Genomic DNA, 17026 nt, shown 5'->3' on the forward strand with positions numbered 1-17026 from the left:
CCGGTTAACAGCTCGACTTCCCCGCATAGATGGCGAGCGCGGTGTTCGGCGCGACCGACGCCGTGAACCAGCCGGTGCTGTTCACCGTCACGGTCCGGCCCGCCTGCACGTCGCAGTAGGTGCCCGCGGGCAGCGACGTCTGGAAGGAGCGGTTGGCCGCCGTGCCCTCGTGGTTGATCACCACATAGCCCTTGCTGCCGCGGCCGAAGGCGATGAGATTGTTGCCGTCGTCCCACCAGTTGGTGACCGCCTGGCCCCGGGTGGTGTTGCGGAAGGCGACCATGGACTTGATCTCGGGCCAGGCGTGCTGGCACTTCCAGCCGTCCTGCCAGCAGGCGTTGACGGTGCCACCGTTGGGCGGACCGGCGTCGGCGTCCGACCACTCGTAGCCCGAGTTGATGTCCGGGGCGCCGTAGGGCCAGGCCAGCATGAAGACGTTGGCCAGCGTGTAGGTGGCGCCGCTCTTGTAGTTGAGCGTGCTGCCGTTGCGCTCGGTGTCGTGGTTGTCGACGAACACCCCGGCCTGCGAGCTGCCCAAGTAGCCCCACGGCTCACCGAAGTTGTTCAGATAGGCGAGCTTCTCGGTGTTGAAGACCCGCTTGAGGTCGTAGGCGTACCGGAACTCCTGGACGTCGCCGTTCGCCGTGTACTCGGTGGGCTGGACCGCCTCGCCCGCGCCGTAGATGACCTCCTGCTTCCAGTAGACGGACGGGTTGGTCAGGCGGGACTTGATGTTGGCGAGGTCGGCCGTGTCGATGTGCTTGGCCGCGTCGATGCGGAAGCCGTCCACGCCCAGGGAGAGCAGGTCGTTCATGTAGGCCGCGATGGTCTGGCGGACGTACGGCTCGCCGGTGTCCAGGTCGGCCAGGCCCACGAGTTCGCAGTGCTGGACGTTGAAGCGGTCCTGGTAGTTGGAGACCTGGGCCGTGCAGTCGTCGAAGTCGGGCGAGGAGTACAGGCCGGGGTAGTTGTACTTCGTGTAGGACGAGCCGCCGGTGCCGGTGCCGGATCCCGCCGACATGTGGTTGATGACCGTGTCGGCGACGACCTTCACCCCGGCGGCGTGGCAGGAGTTGACCATGTTCTGGAAGGCCGCGCGGTTGCCCAGGCGGCCCGCGATCTTGTAGCTGACCGGCTGGTACGACGTCCACCACTGCGAGCCCTGTATGTGCTCGGCGGGCGGTGAGACCTGGACGTAGCCGTAGCCGGCCGGGCCGAGGGTGGTGCCGCACTCGCGGGCGACCGAGGCGTAGCTCCACTCGAAGAGGACGGCGGTGACGTCCTTGGTGCCCGGCGGGGAGGCGTGTGCGGTAATCGGGTTCATGACAAGAGCCGCGGCCGCGAGGGCCGTGACCCCGGAGAGCGTTCTGCGCGCCATGTGGGGGTTCCTTCGCCGTTGAAGGCTTGCTGCGATGTCGACTTGCTGCAAGATTGCTGAAACCTTGCGGTAGCGCAGATGTTAAGGGCCCGCCACCCAAAAGGGCAGCGGGCCGTGGGAAGTTGAGCCGAGAAGTTTCCCGGGCGGGGCCTCAGGCCGTCGTCCACCACACCGTCGTGTCGGCGGTCAGCTTGGCCTCGCCGTCGGCCTCGGTCAGCTCACCACTGGCGAGCAGCACCTCGCCGTACGCCGGGATGGTCACCGACTCGCCCGAGGTGTTCGCCACGCACACGAACCCCCCGCGACGGAAGGCGAGGACGCCCTCCGGAGCGCGCAGCCACTCGACCGCGTCGCCCGCGCCGAGGTCGGGCTGCTCCCGGCGCACGCGCAGCGCCGACCGGTACAGCTCCAGCGTCGAACCGGACACGCCCTCCTGCGCCTCGACGCTCAGCCCGCCCCAGGACGGGGGCTGGGGCAGCCAGCTCCCGGCGGGGCCGAAGCCGTACGAGGAGCCGGTGCGCGTCCACGGGATCGGCACCCGGCAGCCGTCGCGGAAGCCGTCCTGGCCGGCGCCGCGGAAGTACGCCGGGTCCTGGCGCACCTCGTCGGGCAGGTCGACGACGTCCGGCAGGCCGAGTTCCTCGCCCTGGTAGACGTACGCCGATCCGGGCAGGGCGAGCATCAGGAGGGTGGCGGCGCGCGCCCGGCGCAGACCCAGCGCACGGTCTCCGGCGGTGCGGATCTGGGTGCCGAGGCCGGGCGGGTTGGCGAAGCGGGTGGAGTGCCGGGTGACGTCGTGGTTGGACAGCACCCAGGTGGCCGGGGCGCCGACCGGGCGCATGGCGTCGAGAGTGCGGTCGATGACGGTCTTCAGCTCCTCGGCGTCCCAGTCGGTGCTCAGGTACTGGAAGTTGAAGGCCTGGTGCAGCTCGTCCGGGCGGACGTAGTTGGCCGTGCGCTCGACGGTGGGCGTCCAGGCCTCGGCGACGAAGATCCGGTCGCCCGCGTATTCGTCGAGGATCGTGCGCCACTGCCGGTAGATGGCGTGCACGCCGTCCTGGTCGAAGAACGGCATCACGTCGTTGCCCAGCAGCTTCAGCTGGTCGTGGTCGCCGAGGTCGGGCAGACCCTCGGCCTTGACGAGGCCGTGGGCGACGTCGACGCGGAAGCCGTCCACGCCCATGTCCAGCCAGAAGCGCAGGATGGAGCGGAACTCGTCGCCGACGGCCGGGTGTTCCCAGTTGAAGTCGGGCTGCTCGGGAGCGAAGAGGTGCAGGTACCACTCCCCGGGCGTGCCGTCGGGTTCGGTGACCCGCGTCCAGGCCGGGCCGCCGAAGACGGACTCCCAGTCGTTGGGCGGGAGTTCGCCGTTCTTCCCCTTGCCGGGGCGGAAGTGGTAGCGCTCCCTGAGCGGTGATCCGGGGCCCTCGGCGAGCGCCCGCTTGAACCACTCGTGCTGGTCGGAGGAGTGGTTGGGGACCAGGTCGACGATGATCCTGAGGCCGAGGGCGTGCGCGTCGCGGATCAGCGCGTCGGCGTCCAGCAGGGAGCCGAACATCGGGTCCACGGCACGGTAGTCGGCGACGTCGTAGCCCGCGTCGGCCTGCGGCGAGGCGTAGAACGGGCTGAGCCACACGGCGTCCACGCCGAGGTCGCGCAGGTACGGGAGTCGGGAACGTACGCCTTCCAGGTCTCCCATGCCGTCGCCGTCGCTGTCGGCGAAGCTGCGCGGATAGACCTGGTAGATCACCGCGTCCCGCCACCAGTCGCGGTGGGAGGCGACGGTGGCGAGGGCGGAGCTCGGGGCCGGGTCGGCGGAGTGCTGGCTCATGGCGTCCTTGATACGAGACTGAGTGCGGATCTTGGGAGGGTGCGCGGCGGGCGCACGGAAGCCCTGCGCCGGAGCTTCGGGGCGGGCGGGTCAGCCCTTCGTGCCACCCGCGGTGAGACCGGTCACCAGGTTCTTCTGGACGAGGTAGAAGAAGACGGCGACGGGTATCGCGATCAGCACCGCGGTGGCGCACATCAGGTTGCGCTGCGCGTCGTGCTCGCTGATGAAGCTCTGCAGACCGACGGCGAAGGTGTACTTGTCGTCGCTCAGCATGAACGTCGAGGCGAAGGCGACCTCGCCGAAGGCCGTGATGAAGGAGTAGAAGGCGGCGACCGCGAGCCCGGGCTTGGCGAGCGGCAGGATCAGCCGCAGGAAGGTGCCGAAGGGGCTGAGCCCGTCGACCCGGCCGGCCTCGTCGATCTCGAAGGGGATGGTGTCGAAGTAGCCCTTCAGCAGCCACGCGCAGTACGGCACGATCGTCGAGGAGTTGACCAGGACGAGGCCGAGGTAGGTGTCGACGAGGCCCAGGTCCGACATGATCTGGTACATCGGCACGATCAGTACGGCGATCGGGAACATCTGGGTGACCAGCAGGACCCACATGAACTTCTTGTAGCCGGGGAAGCGCATGCGGGAGACCGCGTAACCGGTGGTGGCGGCGATCAGCACGCCGACGGCGGTGGTGCCGAGGACGACGATCAGCGTGCTCTTCAGCCAGTCGAGGAAGCTGGTGTGCCCGAGGACGAAGGTGTAGTTGTCCAGCGTCATCTTGTCCCAGATGGCGCCCGGGTGGAGGTAGTCGTCCTTGTCCGGGCCGAGGGACAGATAGATCAGCCAGCCGACCGGGAAGAACGCGATCAGGCTCGCCGCGGTCAGCACGGTGTGGCGGGCGGCGGAGGCGAGGGGGCCGCTCGCGCCGCGCCGGCTGCGGCGCTCGGCGGGGCGTGCGGGGGCCTCGGCGGTCGGGGCGGAGGTCAGGGCGGTGGTCGTCGTGCTCATGGGAACTCCTGCCTCAGATCGCGAGCTGCTGGTCGTTGCGGTTCAGCCAGCGGCGGTAGAAGGAGGTGAAGACGACCAGGATGGCCAGCAGCAGCATGCCGTAGGCGGCGGACTGGGCGAAGTCACGCGGCTGCTGTCCGAAGCCCAGGTAGTAGGCCCAGGTGACGAGGATCTGGGCGTCGGGCGAGCTGTGGGCGCCGAACAGCAGGAAGATGATGGCGAACTGGTTGAAGGTCCAGATGACGCCGAGGAGTACGACGGTGGAGCTGACGGACCTGAGGCCCGGCAGGGTGACGTAGCGGAACCGCTGCCAGGCGCTCGCGCCGTCCATCTCGGCGGCCTCGTACAGCGAGGTGTCGATGGACTGCAGCCCGCCGAGCAGCGAGACCATCATGAACGGCACACCCACCCAGGCGTTGACCATGATCGCGGCGAACCGCTGCCAGAACACGTCCTCGAGCCACTGCGGCTCGGGCAGATGGAGGGCGTGCAGCGCGGTGTTGACGATGCCGGTGTCGGCGAGCATGAACCGCCAGCCGAAGACGGTGACGAAGGTGGGCACCGCCCAGGGCAGCACGAGGATCAGGCGGTACAGCGTGCGGCCGCGGAAGTCCTGGTTGAGCAGCAGGGCGAGGCAGAGCCCGATGGTGTAGTGCAGGGCGACGCCGACCGCCGTCCACACGATCGTCCAGAGGAAGTGCGACCAGAAGCGGTCGTAGGACGCCGGGCCGAACAGGATGTCCTGGTAGTTGTCCAGCCCGATGAACCTGTACGTCGCGTCGATGTGGTTGACGCCGATCGTGCGCGCGGTGTTGAGGCTGTTGGCGTCGGTGAGCGTCAGATAGAAGCCGTACACCAGGGGGTAGACCACGAGGACGCCGAGCACGACGGCCACGGGGGTGATCATCGCGTAGGCGTACCAGTACTTCTGGACGCTGTGCTTGAGGCGCAGGGCCGGCCCGGGCCGGGGCGTGCGGTCACCGCGGCGCTGGCCGGTCGCGCGGTCGATGGCGACTGTCATGGTTCGACAACCTTCTCAAAGGTCTGCGGATCAGGCGGAAACGTGAGATTCGGGCGGTGAGCCGTGGGCCGGTCGGTGAGCCGCGGCGGGCCGGGCACAGGCCGATGGCCGCCGGATCCCTCCCCCCATGTCGGGAGATCCGGCGGCCATACGGGGCTTACTTGCTGAAGTCCGGGACCAGCTTGGTGAACGCGATCTCCGCGTTGTCCAGGCCCTTGTCCAGGGACTCCTTGCCACCGGCGATCTTGGGCAGCTCGGTGTCCAGCGGGCCCCACAGGGAGCTGTACTCGGGCAGCGCCGGGCGCGGCTGGGCGGCGGGCAGCACGGACTGGTAGCCGGCGATACCCGGGTCGGCCTTGACCTGGGCGGTGTAGGCGTCGTCGCGGGTGGGCAGCGTGGAGTTCTTCAGGGCGACGGTCTCCTGCGACTTCGCCGAGGTCATGAACTGCACGAACTTCAGGGCCGCTTCTTGGTGCGCCTTGTCGGAGCCGGCGTACACGGACAGGTTGTGGCCGCCGGTCGGGGCGCCCGCCTTGCCGCTGGAGCCCGCCGGGACGGTCGCGATGCCGAGGTTGGCCTTGTCCTTGAAGGCCGAGCCCTTGTAGAAGTTGGTGATCTCCCAGGGGCCCTGGACGATCGAGGCGACCTTGCCGCTGACGAACGCGTCCTGGATGTGGGCGTAGGCGTCCGCGGTGGCGTCGGCCTTGTGCAGGCCCTTGCCGGAGAACAGGCCGAGCCAGGTGCCGTAGGCCTTCTTGGCGGCGGGCGAGGCGACGGTGATCTTCTTGGCGGCGGCGTCGACGGTGTCGGTGCCCTCGCCGTAGAGGAAGCTCTGCGCGTAGTAGGCCTGGGTGGAGCCCCAGTAGCCGTCGACGCCGGTCTTGGCCTTCACCTTCGCCGCGTCCGACTTCAGCTCGGCCCAGGTCTTGGGCGCTGCGTCGATGCCGGCCTTCTTGAACAGGGCCTTGTTGTAGACGAGTGCGAGGGTGTCGGTGACGATCGGCACGCCGTACGTCTTGCCCTGGTACTGGGCCTGCTTGATCAGGTTGGGCTGGAACTTGTCCTTGTCGGCGAGGGCGGCGGTGTCGTCCAGCGGCAGGAAGTAGCCCTTCTTGGCGAAGGCCGGGGTCCAGCCGACCTCGGAGCGCAGCACGTCCGGGGCGCCCTTGGAGGAGGCGGCCGTGTCGAACTTGTTCTGCGCCTGGTCGAAGGGCACGTTGGTGTACTTGACCTTGATGTTCTTGTTGGCGGCCTCGAACTGCTTGACGAGGGCCTTGTACGTCGGTGCCTCATTGGTGGCGTTGGTGGTGTCCCACCAGGTGATGGTCACCGGGCCGTCCGACTTCTCGTCGCCCTTGTCGCTGCCGCCGCAGGCCGTCGCCGCGAGGGCGAGGGACGCCACCAGAGCGGTGGACGCTATGCCACGCCGCATGAGTTCTCCTTGAGGGTGAAAGCCCGAGTGCTGCAAGGGGCGGGCCCGTCCGCCGCCCCTGCGACTTTGCCGACCGCGCCGTTGCCGCCGCCGGGCGACTGGAACGTAACAGCGATGCAAGCCTTGCGAAAGACCTTGCAGAAAAAAAGTGCAAGAGGCCCCGAGAGTTACCCTGTCGTGACCGGGTCTCGACCCTGTCGCGACCCGGCAGCGGGGCCGCTCAGCGGGTGATGGCGCACTTGTGCAAGACTCTGCAAGCTCTTGCCAACCAACTCCGCCGCCGGGATCATCCGTTGCAGAGCGGACGCCGACCGGCCGCGTGGCCGACCACAACGACGAGGGAGCGCGATGACGCAGCAACCCGCAGCGGGCCGTGGGGCGGCGCGCGCACGGCGTCCGATCGGCGGGCAGGACGGGCCGCGGCCGGCGACGGCCGGTGCCGTGACCCGGCTCGCCGACATCGCCGCGCAGGCGGGCGTGAGCGAGGCGACCGTCAGCCGCGTCCTCAACGGCAAGCCCGGCGTCGCCGCCACCACCCGCCAGTCCGTGCTCGCCGCGCTGGACGTCCTCGGCTACGAGCGCCCGGTCCGGCTGCGGCAGCGCAGCGAGGGCCTGGTGGGCCTGATAACACCGGAGCTGGAGAACCCCATCTTCCCGGCGCTGGCCCAGGTCATCGGCCAGGCGCTGACCCGCCAGGGCTACACGCCGGTGCTCGCCACGCAGACCCCGGGCGGGTCGACGGAGGACGAGCTGACCGAGATGCTGGTCGACCGCGGGGTCGCCGGGATCATCTACGTCTCCGGGCTCCACGCGGACACCACCGCCGACATGCAGCGCTACGAGCGACTGCGGGCGCGGGGCGTGCCGTTCGTCCTGGTCGACGGTTTCTCGCCGAAGGTGCAGGCGCCGTTCATCTCCCCCGACGACCGGGCGGCGATGCACCTGGCGGTCACCCATCTGGCCTCCCTCGGCCACACCCGGATCGGCCTGGCGCTGGGCCCGAAGCGGTTCGTGCCCGTCCAGCGGAAGATCGAGGGGTTCGTCCGGACGATGCAGGAGCTGCTGGGTCTCAGCGCGGACACGATCGAGTCGGACCTGGTCCAGCACTCCCTCTACACCCTGGAGGGCGGGCAGGCGGCGGCGACGGCGCTGATCGAGCGGGACTGCACGGCGATCGTGTGCGCCAGCGACATGATGGCGCTGGGCGCGATCCGGGCGGCCCGGCAGCGCGGGCTGGAAGTCCCGCGGGACGTCTCGGTGGTGGGCTTCGACGACTCGCCGCTCATCGCGTTCACCGACCCGCCGCTGACGACGGTCCGCAAGCCGGTGCCGGCCATGGGCCAGGCGGCGGTGCGCACGCTGCTGGAGGAGATCGGCGGCACGCCCGCGCCGCACAGCGAGTTCGTGTTCATGCCGGAGCTGGTGGTCCGCGGCTCGACGGCCTCGGCCCCCGGGGAACGCGGCCGGCCCTGAGCCCTCCCTCGCGTCCTGAGGGCGCCCTCGGGGCGGGCGCACGGCAGCGGTAGGACATGCGAACGGATGCCGACCTTGGGATGATCTGTTGGAGAACGCTTTTCTGGCAGACTCTAGGCCATGCCCATGAGTGACTCGACCGTGACGGAGCAGGAAGGTCGCGCACACACGGCCGTTCCGGAGCCTGTCACGGGCGAGGGCGAGCAGGGTCTGGTGCGTCGGCTGCGCAGTCCCGGGCGCCCCCGCTTGTGGTTCGAAATCCTCCTGATCGCGGCGAGTTACTGGACGTACTCGCTGGTCCGCAACGCGGTCCCGGAGCAGAAGGCCGGGGCGCTGCGCAACGCCGACTGGCTCTGGAGCCTGGAGCACCAGCTGGGCATCGCCGTCGAGGTCTCGATCAACCACACCGTGAACTCGGTGACTTGGCTGATCGTGAGCATGAACTACTACTACGCCACCCTGCACTTCGTGGTGACCATCGGGGTGCTGGTGTGGCTGTACCGCTGGCATCCGGGCCGGTACGCGGCGACCCGGCTGGTGCTGTTCGCGACGACGGGCGTGGCCCTGCTCGGCTACTACCTGTTCCCGCTCGCGCCGCCCCGGCTGATGAACGGCCGCCGCTTCGTCGACACGGTGTCGGTCCACCACACGTGGGGCTCCATGGCCTCCGGCGACCTGAAGCACATGTCCAACCAGTACGCCGCGATGCCGTCCATGCACATCGGCTGGTCCCTGTGGTGCGGGCTGACCATCTTCGCCCTGACCACCGTGCCCTGGGTCCGCGTCCTCGGCCTGCTCTACCCGGCGACCACCCTGCTGGTCATCGTGTCCACGGCCAACCACTTCTGGCTGGACGCGGTCGGCGGCGTCCTGTGCCTCACGTTCGGCTTCGCCCTGGCCCGCCTCTGGTACGGCTCGCTGCCCTACGCGCTGCCCCGGCTGGCGCCGCGGGCGCGGGCGCCGCTGCCGAGTGAGGCGTAGCGGCCGTACGAGCTGCGCATACGGGCTTCACGCGCCGTAGAAGAGTTCCTCCACCACCGCCCGCGCCCGCCGCGTCGTACGGCGGTAGTCGTCGAGCATGTCGCCGACGTGGCCCGCGCCGTAGCCGAGGTACCGGCCGACGGCGGCCAGGTCGCGGCCGTGCGAGGGGAAGGTGTCGCCGGCCCGGCCGCGCACCAGCATCACGGCGTTGCGCACCCGGGTGGCCAGCACCCAGGCCTCGTCCAGGGTCTCGGCGTCCTCGGTGGAGACCAGCCCGGCCGCGCAGGCGGCGGCGAGGGCCTCGCGGGTGCCGGTGGTGCGCAGCCCGGGCTCGGCCCAGCCGTGCTGGAGCTGGAGCAGCTGGACCGTCCACTCGACGTCGGACAGGCCGCCGGGGCCGAGCTTGGTGTGCAGCTTGGGGTCGGCGCCGCGCGGGAGACGCTCTGACTCCATGCGGGCCTTCAGCCGCCGGATCTCGCGCACGGCGTCCTCGCCGAGCCCCTCCGCCGGATAGCGCAACGGGTCGATCAGGTCGATGAAGCGGCGGCCGAGGTCCTCGTCGCCGGCGACCGGTTCGGCCCGCAGCAGCGCCTGGGACTCCCAGACCAGGGACCAGCGGCGGTAGTACGCCCCGTACGACTTCAGGGTGCGCACCAGCGGGCCGGACTTGCCCTCCGGGCGCAGGTCGGCGTCGATGAGCAGCGGCGGGTCGGTGCTCGGGATCTGGAGCAGCCGGCGCATCTCGGCGACGACCTTGTTGGCGGCGTCCGCGGCCACGCGCTCGTCGACGCCCTCGCGCGGCTCGTGCACGAACAGGACGTCGGCGTCGGAGCCGTAGCCCAGTTCGTGTCCGCCGAAGCGGCCCATGCCGATGATCGCGAACTTGGTGGGCAGCTCGTCGCCCCAGCCCTCGCGGACCACGGCCCGCAGGGTGCCGGAGAGGGTGGCCGCGGTGATGTCGGAGACCGCCGCGCCGACCCGGTCGACGAGCGCCGCCGGGTTGTCCTCGACGGGCTTGGTCTCGGTGCCGTAGGAGTCGACGATGGCGGCGGCGGCCGTACGGAACAGCTCCCGGCGCCGGACCCCGCGGATCGCGGTGACCGCCTGGTCGGCGTTCTTGGCGCGGCCGACGGCGGCGAGGATCTCCTGGTCCAGCTGGGCGCGGTCGCGCGGCTCCAGGTGGCCCTTGCCGCCGTCGCCGTCGCCGAGCAGGGCGACCGCCTCGGGGGCGCGCATCAGCAGGTCGGGGGCGAGGCGTCCGGCCGAGAGGACCCGGGCGAGGTTCTGCGCGGCGGCTCCCTCGTCCCGCAACAGCCTGAGATACCAAGGGGTCTTGCCGAGGGCGTCGGAGACCTTGCGGAAGTTCAGCAGGCCCGCGTCCGGGTCGGCCGAGTCGGCGAACCAGCCCAACAGGACGGGCAGCAGCGTGCGTTGGATGGCCGCCTTGCGGGTGACGCCGGAGGCGAGCGCCTCGATGTGGCGCAGGGCGGCGGCCGGGTCGGCGTAGCCGAGGGCGACCAGGCGTTCGCGGGCCGCCTCGGCGCTCAACCGGACTTCGCCGGGCGCGAGTTGGGCGACGGCGTCGAGCAGCGGCCGGTAGAACAGCTTCTCGTGCAGCCGTCGTACGACCCCGGCGTGCCGCTTCCACTCGCGGATCAGCTCGGCCACCGGCTCGGTGCGCAGCCCCAGGGAGCGGCCGAGGCGGCGCAGGTCCTCCTCGGCCTCGGGGACGAGGTGGGTGCGGCGCAGCCGGTGGAGCTGGATGCGGTGCTCCATGGAGCGCAGGAAGCGGTAGGCGTGGTCGAGCTGGACGGCGTCGGCGCGGCCGATGTAGCCGCCGGCGGCCAGGGCCTGGAGGGCGTCCAGCGTGGTACGGCTGCGCAGTGTGCGGTCGGCGCGGCCGTGCACCAACTGCAGGAGCTGCACGGCGAATTCGACGTCGCGCAGACCGCCGGGCCCGAGCTTCAGCTCGCGCTCGACCTCGGCGACGGGGATGTTCTCGACGACCCGGCGCCGCATGCGCTGCACGTCGGCGACGAAGTTCTCGCGCTCGGCGGCCTCCCAGACGAGCGGTTCGACGGCGGCGACGTACTCCTGTCCCAGCGCCATGTCCCCGGCGACCGGCCGGGCCTTGAGCAGGGCCTGGAACTCCCAGGTCTTGGCCCAGCGCTGGTAGTAGGCGAGGTGGCTGCTGAGCGTGCGCACGAGGGGGCCGTTGCGGCCCTCGGGCCGGAGGTTGGCGTCGACGGGCCAGATGGAGCCCTCGACGGTGGTCTCCGAGCAGATCCGCATCATGTGCGAGGCCAGCCGGGTCGCGGCGCGCAGCGCCTTCTGTTCGTCGGTACCGTCCGCCGCCTCCGCGACGAAGATGACGTCGACGTCGGAGACGTAGTTCAGCTCGTGGCCGCCGCACTTGCCCATCGCGATCACCGCGAGCCGGCACGCCGCGGCGTCCTCGGGGGCGGCGGCGGAGGCGATACGGAGGGCGGCGCGCAGGGTGGCGGTGGCGAGGTCGGCCAGTTCGGCGGCGGTCTCGGCGACGTCGGTGGTGCCGCACACGTCACGGGCGGCGATGGACAGCAGGCAGCGGCGGTAGGCGACGCGCAGGGAGACGGGGTCGGTGGCGCCGGCCAGCCCCCGCTCGAACTCCGCCACTCCGGGGTGCAGGTCCTGCGGTTCGTAGGTGACGAGCTCCTCCCAGTCCCGCGGATGGCGGGCGAGGTGGTCGCCGAGCGCGGCGGAGGCGCCGAGGACCCCGAGCAGCCGGTCGCGCAGCGGCTTGGCCGCGACGAGGGTGTCGAGCAGCTCGCGGTGGGCGGCGTGGTCGGGCTGGGCCTCCAGCAGCCGGACGAGGCTGTGCAGGGCGAGGTCGGGGTCGGCGGTCGCGCCCAGCGCCTCCAGCAGCACCGGGTCGTCGCGCACGGGCACGAGTTCGGCGCTGTCCAGCTGCCGCTCGGCGGCCGACGGGTCGGTGAAACCGTGCCGCAGCAGCCGCGTGAAGGTACTGCTCCTGCGCCCCGGCGTCATCCGGCGGCCTCCCCTCGGATCAAGGTCGTCCTGGCCTGAGCCTAGTCGCAGAGCGAGGGCGGGGCGCGGAGTCGTACGTCTCACCTGCGGCCTTGGCCCGCGGGGCGTTGCCGGGGAGCGGTGTCGTGCTGCGCGGGACGGCGGCGCGCCGTCCGAAATCACGCCCAGGGTCCGGCAGTTCACGCCGTTTTCACCGGACCGACCCGAAGGTGTCGGGTGGGGTGATGTTGACGTGGGCATGCTCTGTCCGCGCCGCCGCGTCCATCCCGTCCGCTCCCTCACCGGAGGTTGTTGTGTCAGGCAGTTCCGTGTTCCGCCGTGCCCGCGCCGTCGTGGCGTCGGCGTCGGCCTTCGCCGCGGCCGCCGTCGGCCTGTGGACCGGGCTCGGCGGTGAGTCCGCGCACGCCGCGGGCGCCGTGCCGTCCCCGGACCACGTCGTCGTCGTGGTCTTCGAGAACCACGCCTACAGCCAGGTCATCGGCTCCTCCAGCGCCCCGTACATCAACTCGCTGAAGACCGGCGGGGCGAACCTCACCCAGTCCTACGGCATCACCCACCCCAGCCAGCCCAACTACTTCGCCCTGTTCTCCGGCTCCACCCAGGGCATCACCGACGACAGTTGCTACACGCCCGGCTTCTCCTCCGCCCCCAACCTGGCCTCCGAGCAGCTCGCGGCCGGCCGCACCTGGGCCAGCTACAACGAGACGCTGCCCAGCCAGGGCTCGACCACGTGCAGCAGCGGCACCTATGCCCGCAAGCACAACCCGTGGTTCGGCTTCAGCAACGTGCCCACGTCGAGCGCGAAGACGTTCACCCAGTTCCCGACGGACTACACGACGCTGCCCCAGCTGTCCTTCGTGGTCCCCAACCTGTGCAGCGACATGCACGACTGCTCGGTCTCGACCGGCGACACCTGGCTGAAGAACAACCTCGGCGCCTACGCCACCTGGGCCAAGACCCACAACAGCCTGCTCGTCGTCACCTTCGACGAGGACAACCGGCTCAGCGGCAACCGCATCCCGACCGTCCTGTACGGCCAGCCGGTCACGCCGGGCTCCAGCAGCGCGACCACGTACAACCACTACGACCTGCTGCGCACCCTGGAGGACACGCAGGGCCTGACGAGCCACGCGGGCAACGCGGCCTCCGCGCAGGACATCACGGGGATCTGGGCCCCCTGACATGTACGTAGCGGACAGCCGCGCAAGCACGCCCAGCGCTGAGGTGTCCGCGAACGGCGCCGTCCGGCCTCCCGCCGGGCGGCGCCGCACCGCGGTCGCCCCCACGGTCCTCGCGCTCGGCACGGTCAGCCTGGTCACCGACGTCTCGTCCGAGATGGTCACGGCGGTGCTCCCGCTGTACCTGGTGGCGGGCCTCGGCCTCTCCCCGCTGGGCTTCGGCCTCCTGGACGGCATCTACAACGGCGTCTCGGCGCTGGTACGGCTGGCGGGCGGGCATCTGGCCGACCGGGGCGGAGGCCGCCACAAGTGGGTGGCGGGCGCCGGATACGCGGTGTCGGCGCTCTGCAAGCCACTCCTGCTCCTCGCGCACACCGTGACGCCGATCGGCCTGGTCCTGGCCGCCGACCGCACCGGCAAGGGCCTGCGCACCGCCCCGCGCGACGCGCTGATCTCCCTCACCAGCACCCCGGAGACCCGCGGCCGCGCCTTCGGCGTCCACCGCGCGATGGACACGGCGGGCGCCCTGCTCGGCCCGCTCGCCGCGTTCCTGATCCTCAGGGCGACGGTGGACGGCTACGACGCGGTGTTCACGGTGAGCTTCTGCGTGGCGGTGATCGGGGTGCTGGTACTGGTGCTGTTCGTGCCGGGCGATCCGGGCGATCCGGGCGACCGGCACGGGACCGCCGTCGCCGAAGGCCCGCGCCCCACACTTCGCGCGGCGGTGGCCCTCCTCCGCCACCGCGACCTGCGCCGCATCGCCGTCTGCGCCCTGCTGCTGGGCCTGGCGACGGTCAGCGACTCCTTCGTCTACCTGCTGCTGCAACGCCGCCTCGGCGTCCCGGACCGCTGGTTCGCCCTGCTGCCGCTGGGCACGGCGGCGGCGTTCCTGCTCCTGGCGATCCCGCTGGGCCGGCTCGCGGACCGGCTGGGCCGCCGGCGCGTGTTCCTGGCGGGCCACGCCGCCCTGCTCCTCGCCTACGCCCTGCTCCTCACGTCGTGGCACGGCCCGGCGCTCCCGTACGCGGTCCTGCTCCTGCACGGCGCCTTCTACGCGGCGACGGACGGCGTGCTGATGGCGGCGGCCTCGGAGGTCGTACCGCCGGGACTGCGCACGTCGGGCCTGGCGTTGGTCCAGACGGGCCAGGCCCTGGCCCGCTTCGTCTGCTCGCTGGCCTTCGGTGCGGCCTGGACGGTGTGGGGCGACCGTACGGCGCTCACGGTGGCGACGGTGGCACTGGCGGGCTGCGCGGTGTACGCGGTGTATGCCCTGACCTTGAACGGTACGGAGGAGAAAGCAAGTTGACGGTACGAACCCGCATCCTGATCCTGCTGTCGGCGGTAGCGGCCCTGGCGGTGGTGGCGGTGGCCGCGGTGCTTCACGCATCGGCCCGAGCCGAACACCGCGACCAGCCGCAGGCAGGCGGCCCGCCTGTGGTCTCGGGCGAGGTGAGGCTCACGACCCCCGGCCGCATGGTGTTCCGCAACATGGCGTGGGGCCCGCACCGCGACGAACTGACGACGGTCGACGCGTCGTCCCCGACGGGCCCCCGCACCGCCTCGGGCGTCAAGTGCCTCCGCTTCTACGCCGCTTCAGGCACCGGTGTCTGCCTCCAGTCGATCCACGGCGCCCTCTCGGACACGTACCGCGCCTTGATCCTCGACTCGGCTCTCCACACCAAGGCGCACTACGACGTCCCCGGCATCCCGTCCCGCGCCCGGGTCTCCCCCACCGGCCACTTCGCCGCCTGGACTGCGTTCGTCGGCGGCGACTCCTACGCGGGCACGAACTTCTCGACGCGCGCGGCGATCGTGGACGTCAGGACGGGGAAGCTGATCCCGACCCTGGAGACCTTCCGCGTCATCAAGGACGGCCGCACGTACCGTGCTTCCGACGCGAACTTCTGGGGCGTGACGTTCGCATCGGACGACCGCACGTTCTACGCGACGCTGGCGACGAAGGGCCGGACCTACCTGGTCCGGGGCGACCTGCACACCCGCACGGTCACGACCCTGCACGAGAACGTGGAGTGCCCGTCCCTCTCCCCGGACGGGACACGCATCGCGTACAAGAAGCGAGTCAAGGGCCTTTCGAAGGACGCCCCGTGGCGCTTGCACGTCCTGAATCTGCGCACGATGCGCGAGACACCACTTGCGGAGACGCGAAGCGTCGACGACCAGGCGGTCTGGAAGGACGACCACACGGTGGTGTACTCGCTGCCGGGCGACTACGGCGCCGACCTGTACGAAATGCCGTCCGACGGCACGGGACGCCCCCACCGCATCAGCACCTCGGCGGTCTCCCCGGCGTTCATCGGCTGACCTCATGTAGCTCAAAGGCGTTCCGGTCGCTTCGTTCACGTCACTCGGGGTGGCCGGGCCCTCTACCTTCGGACACGTCGCGATAGGACGCGTACGAGGGAGGGGGCGCGGGCGGATGTCGGTGGACGGTGAGGCCGTACGGCTCAGGGGCGGGATGGACGAGCCGGGGTGGGAGGTGGACCCGGACGACGAGTGGGGCGTGGCCGTCGTCGCCACGGTGGGACGCCAGTTGAAGCTCCGGAGAGAAGCCGTCGGGCTGCGCGCCGCCGAGTTCGGGGCGGCGGTGGGGTACGGAGAGGACCTCGTCTACAAGATCGAGGGCGGGTCGCGCATCCCCCGGCCCGAGTATCTGGAGAAGGCGGACGAGGTTCTGCGGGCGGGCGGGTTGCTCGCCGCGATGAAGGAGGACGTGCAGAAGGTCCGGTATCCGAAGCGGGTGCGGGATTTGGCACGGATGGAGGCAACTGCCATAGAGATGGGGGTGTATGTAGGGCTCAGCGTTCACGGGCTGCTGCAGACGCCGGAGCATGCGCGGGCGCTCTTCGAGGTGTGGCAACCGGCTTACTCGACGGAGGAGGTCGAGCGCATGGTCACGGCCCGCATGGCCCGCAAGTCCGTCTTCGAGCGGTTGCCTGCCCCCTCCCTCAGTTTCGTCCAGGAGGAAGTCACGCTGCGGCGCCCCGTCGGCGGCACGACGGTGTGGCGTCAGCAGCTCGAACATCTGCTGGAGGTAGGGCGATTGCGTAACGTCACACTGCAAGTGATGCCGACGGATGCCGGTGCTCACCCTGGTCTGAACGGCAAGATCGAGGTGCTGAAGTTCACCGACGGCACGGCGGTCGGCCGCTCGGACGGCGCCTACAACGGCCGCCCGACCACAGACCCGAGGCAGCTACGCATCCTTGAACTGCGCTATGCCACGATCCGGTCGGAGGCTCTCACGCCCCGGGAGTCGCTGGCCTTCATCGAGCACATGCTGGGAGAATCATGATTCGTAAGGCCCCTGCCGCGGACCGCCCCGAGCCGGACTGGTTCAAGAGCAGCTACAGCGACGGCCCCGACGGCAACTCCTGCGTGGAGATCGCCATAGCGATAACCCCCGCTACCGCTCCCGTCGTTCACGTACGGGACTCCAAGTCCCCGCGGGGCCCCCGCCTCACCCTCACCCCCTCCGCGTGGGCGGACTTCCTGGCCTTCACGGGCCGGGATTGATCCGCCCGGCCATGTCCGGATGGCGTCACCCGGAACCGACCAACGGCGCCGCAGCCGACGGGAGTTCGGTCAGGACGGCGTCCGTGCCGTACTCGGCGGCGAGGGTGATGTCCACGGGCAGTGCGGCCGGCGACCCGGCGGGACGAGGTCGCTGTCCGGGCAGTCCGCCAGC

At 70.6% G+C, this 17026-nt stretch carries 13 protein-coding genes; 7 read left to right on the forward strand and 6 right to left on the reverse strand.

Translation table 11 applies throughout. The features are described 5' to 3' along the window. Positions 1-4 precede the first annotated feature (4 nt). From QFZ74_RS08730 to QFZ74_RS08750, 5 genes are all read right to left on the reverse strand, one after another. Positions 5-1378, reverse strand: coding sequence for an alpha-amylase family protein (locus QFZ74_RS08730; RefSeq protein WP_307620224.1), 1374 nt, complete (start codon positions 1376-1378; stop codon positions 5-7). Between the two features lie 151 nt (positions 1379-1529). Next, positions 1530-3209 carry a glycoside hydrolase family 13 protein gene (locus QFZ74_RS08735; RefSeq protein WP_307620225.1) on the reverse strand — a complete coding sequence of 560 codons (1680 nt, stop codon included), beginning with the start codon at positions 3207-3209 and terminating at the stop codon, positions 1530-1532. A gap of 90 nt (positions 3210-3299) precedes the next feature. Further along, positions 3300-4208, reverse strand: coding sequence for a sugar ABC transporter permease (locus tag QFZ74_RS08740; protein ID WP_307620226.1), 909 nt, complete (start codon positions 4206-4208; stop codon positions 3300-3302). A 13-nt stretch (positions 4209-4221) separates the two neighbouring features. After that, positions 4222-5229: a carbohydrate ABC transporter permease gene (locus QFZ74_RS08745; RefSeq protein WP_307620227.1), complete on the reverse strand. Its 1008-nt coding sequence runs from the start codon at positions 5227-5229 to the stop codon at positions 4222-4224. Positions 5230-5386: 157 nt separating this feature from the next. Beyond that, complete coding sequence (locus QFZ74_RS08750) at positions 5387-6661, reverse strand: extracellular solute-binding protein (RefSeq protein WP_307620228.1); 1275 nt, start codon at positions 6659-6661, stop codon at positions 5387-5389. 348 nt (positions 6662-7009) lie between these two features. On the opposite strand from QFZ74_RS08750, the gene QFZ74_RS08755 reads away from it, so the two are divergent. Together QFZ74_RS08755 and QFZ74_RS08760 are read left to right on the forward strand one after the other, a co-directional pair. Next, a complete protein-coding gene (locus tag QFZ74_RS08755; RefSeq protein WP_307620229.1) occupies positions 7010-8134 on the forward strand; it encodes a LacI family DNA-binding transcriptional regulator in 1125 nt (374 codons plus the stop codon). A 126-nt stretch (positions 8135-8260) separates the two neighbouring features. Continuing rightward, on the forward strand, positions 8261-9115 hold the full coding sequence (locus QFZ74_RS08760) for a phosphatase PAP2 family protein (RefSeq protein ID WP_307620230.1): 855 nt from the start codon (positions 8261-8263) through the stop codon (positions 9113-9115). A gap of 27 nt (positions 9116-9142) precedes the next feature. On the opposite strand, the gene QFZ74_RS08765 is transcribed toward QFZ74_RS08760, so the two are convergent. Beyond that, positions 9143-12142 carry a bifunctional [glutamine synthetase] adenylyltransferase/[glutamine synthetase]-adenylyl-L-tyrosine phosphorylase gene (locus QFZ74_RS08765; protein WP_307620231.1) on the reverse strand — a complete coding sequence of 1000 codons (3000 nt, stop codon included), beginning with the start codon at positions 12140-12142 and terminating at the stop codon, positions 9143-9145. 293 nt (positions 12143-12435) lie between these two features. Here QFZ74_RS08765 and QFZ74_RS08770 point away from each other — a divergent pair, with 293 nt between their 5' ends. From QFZ74_RS08770 to QFZ74_RS08790, 5 genes are all read left to right on the forward strand, one after another. Further along, positions 12436-13323 carry an alkaline phosphatase family protein gene (locus tag QFZ74_RS08770; protein ID WP_307620232.1) on the forward strand — a complete coding sequence of 296 codons (888 nt, stop codon included), beginning with the start codon at positions 12436-12438 and terminating at the stop codon, positions 13321-13323. Position 13324: 1 nt separating this feature from the next. Then, complete coding sequence (locus QFZ74_RS08775; RefSeq protein WP_307620233.1) at positions 13325-14626, forward strand: MFS transporter; 1302 nt, start codon at positions 13325-13327, stop codon at positions 14624-14626. Continuing rightward, complete coding sequence (locus tag QFZ74_RS08780) at positions 14623-15642, forward strand: TolB-like translocation protein (protein ID WP_307620234.1); 1020 nt, start codon at positions 14623-14625, stop codon at positions 15640-15642. The genes QFZ74_RS08775 and QFZ74_RS08780 overlap by 4 nt, the downstream gene beginning before the upstream one ends. A 115-nt stretch (positions 15643-15757) precedes the next feature. After that, the gene (locus QFZ74_RS08785) at positions 15758-16633 is read left to right on the forward strand and encodes a helix-turn-helix transcriptional regulator (RefSeq protein ID WP_307620235.1); all 876 of its coding nucleotides are present in this window, start codon (positions 15758-15760) and stop codon (positions 16631-16633) included. Next, positions 16630-16854, forward strand: coding sequence for a DUF397 domain-containing protein (locus QFZ74_RS08790; RefSeq protein WP_307620236.1), 225 nt, complete (start codon positions 16630-16632; stop codon positions 16852-16854). The genes QFZ74_RS08785 and QFZ74_RS08790 overlap by 4 nt, the downstream gene beginning before the upstream one ends. Positions 16855-17026: the final 172 nt, after the last annotated feature.

This window comes from Streptomyces sp. V3I7, from assembly GCF_030817495.1.
Taxonomy (GTDB): Bacteria; Actinomycetota; Actinomycetes; order Streptomycetales; family Streptomycetaceae; genus Streptomyces.

Bases quoted from the DNA above. Each gene is read 5' to 3' on its own strand.
- QFZ74_RS08730 (WP_307620224.1), bottom strand. From the start codon at position 1,378: ATGGCGCGCAGAACGCTCTCCGGGGTCACGGCCCTCGCGGCCGCGGCT.
- QFZ74_RS08735 (WP_307620225.1), bottom strand. From the start codon at position 3,209: ATGAGCCAGCACTCCGCCGACCCGGCCCCGAGCTCCGCCCTCGCCACC.
- QFZ74_RS08740 (WP_307620226.1), bottom strand. From the start codon at position 4,208: ATGAGCACGACGACCACCGCCCTGACCTCCGCCCCGACCGCCGAGGCC.
- QFZ74_RS08745 (WP_307620227.1), bottom strand. From the start codon at position 5,229: ATGACAGTCGCCATCGACCGCGCGACCGGCCAGCGCCGCGGTGACCGC.
- QFZ74_RS08750 (WP_307620228.1), bottom strand. From the start codon at position 6,661: ATGCGGCGTGGCATAGCGTCCACCGCTCTGGTGGCGTCCCTCGCCCTC.
- QFZ74_RS08755 (WP_307620229.1), top strand. From the start codon at position 7,010: ATGACGCAGCAACCCGCAGCGGGCCGTGGGGCGGCGCGCGCACGGCGT.
- QFZ74_RS08760 (WP_307620230.1), top strand. From the start codon at position 8,261: ATGAGTGACTCGACCGTGACGGAGCAGGAAGGTCGCGCACACACGGCC.
- QFZ74_RS08765 (WP_307620231.1), bottom strand. From the start codon at position 12,142: ATGACGCCGGGGCGCAGGAGCAGTACCTTCACGCGGCTGCTGCGGCAC.
- QFZ74_RS08775 (WP_307620233.1), top strand. From the start codon at position 13,325: ATGTACGTAGCGGACAGCCGCGCAAGCACGCCCAGCGCTGAGGTGTCC.
- QFZ74_RS08785 (WP_307620235.1), top strand. From the start codon at position 15,758: ATGTCGGTGGACGGTGAGGCCGTACGGCTCAGGGGCGGGATGGACGAG.
- QFZ74_RS08790 (WP_307620236.1), top strand. From the start codon at position 16,630: ATGATTCGTAAGGCCCCTGCCGCGGACCGCCCCGAGCCGGACTGGTTC.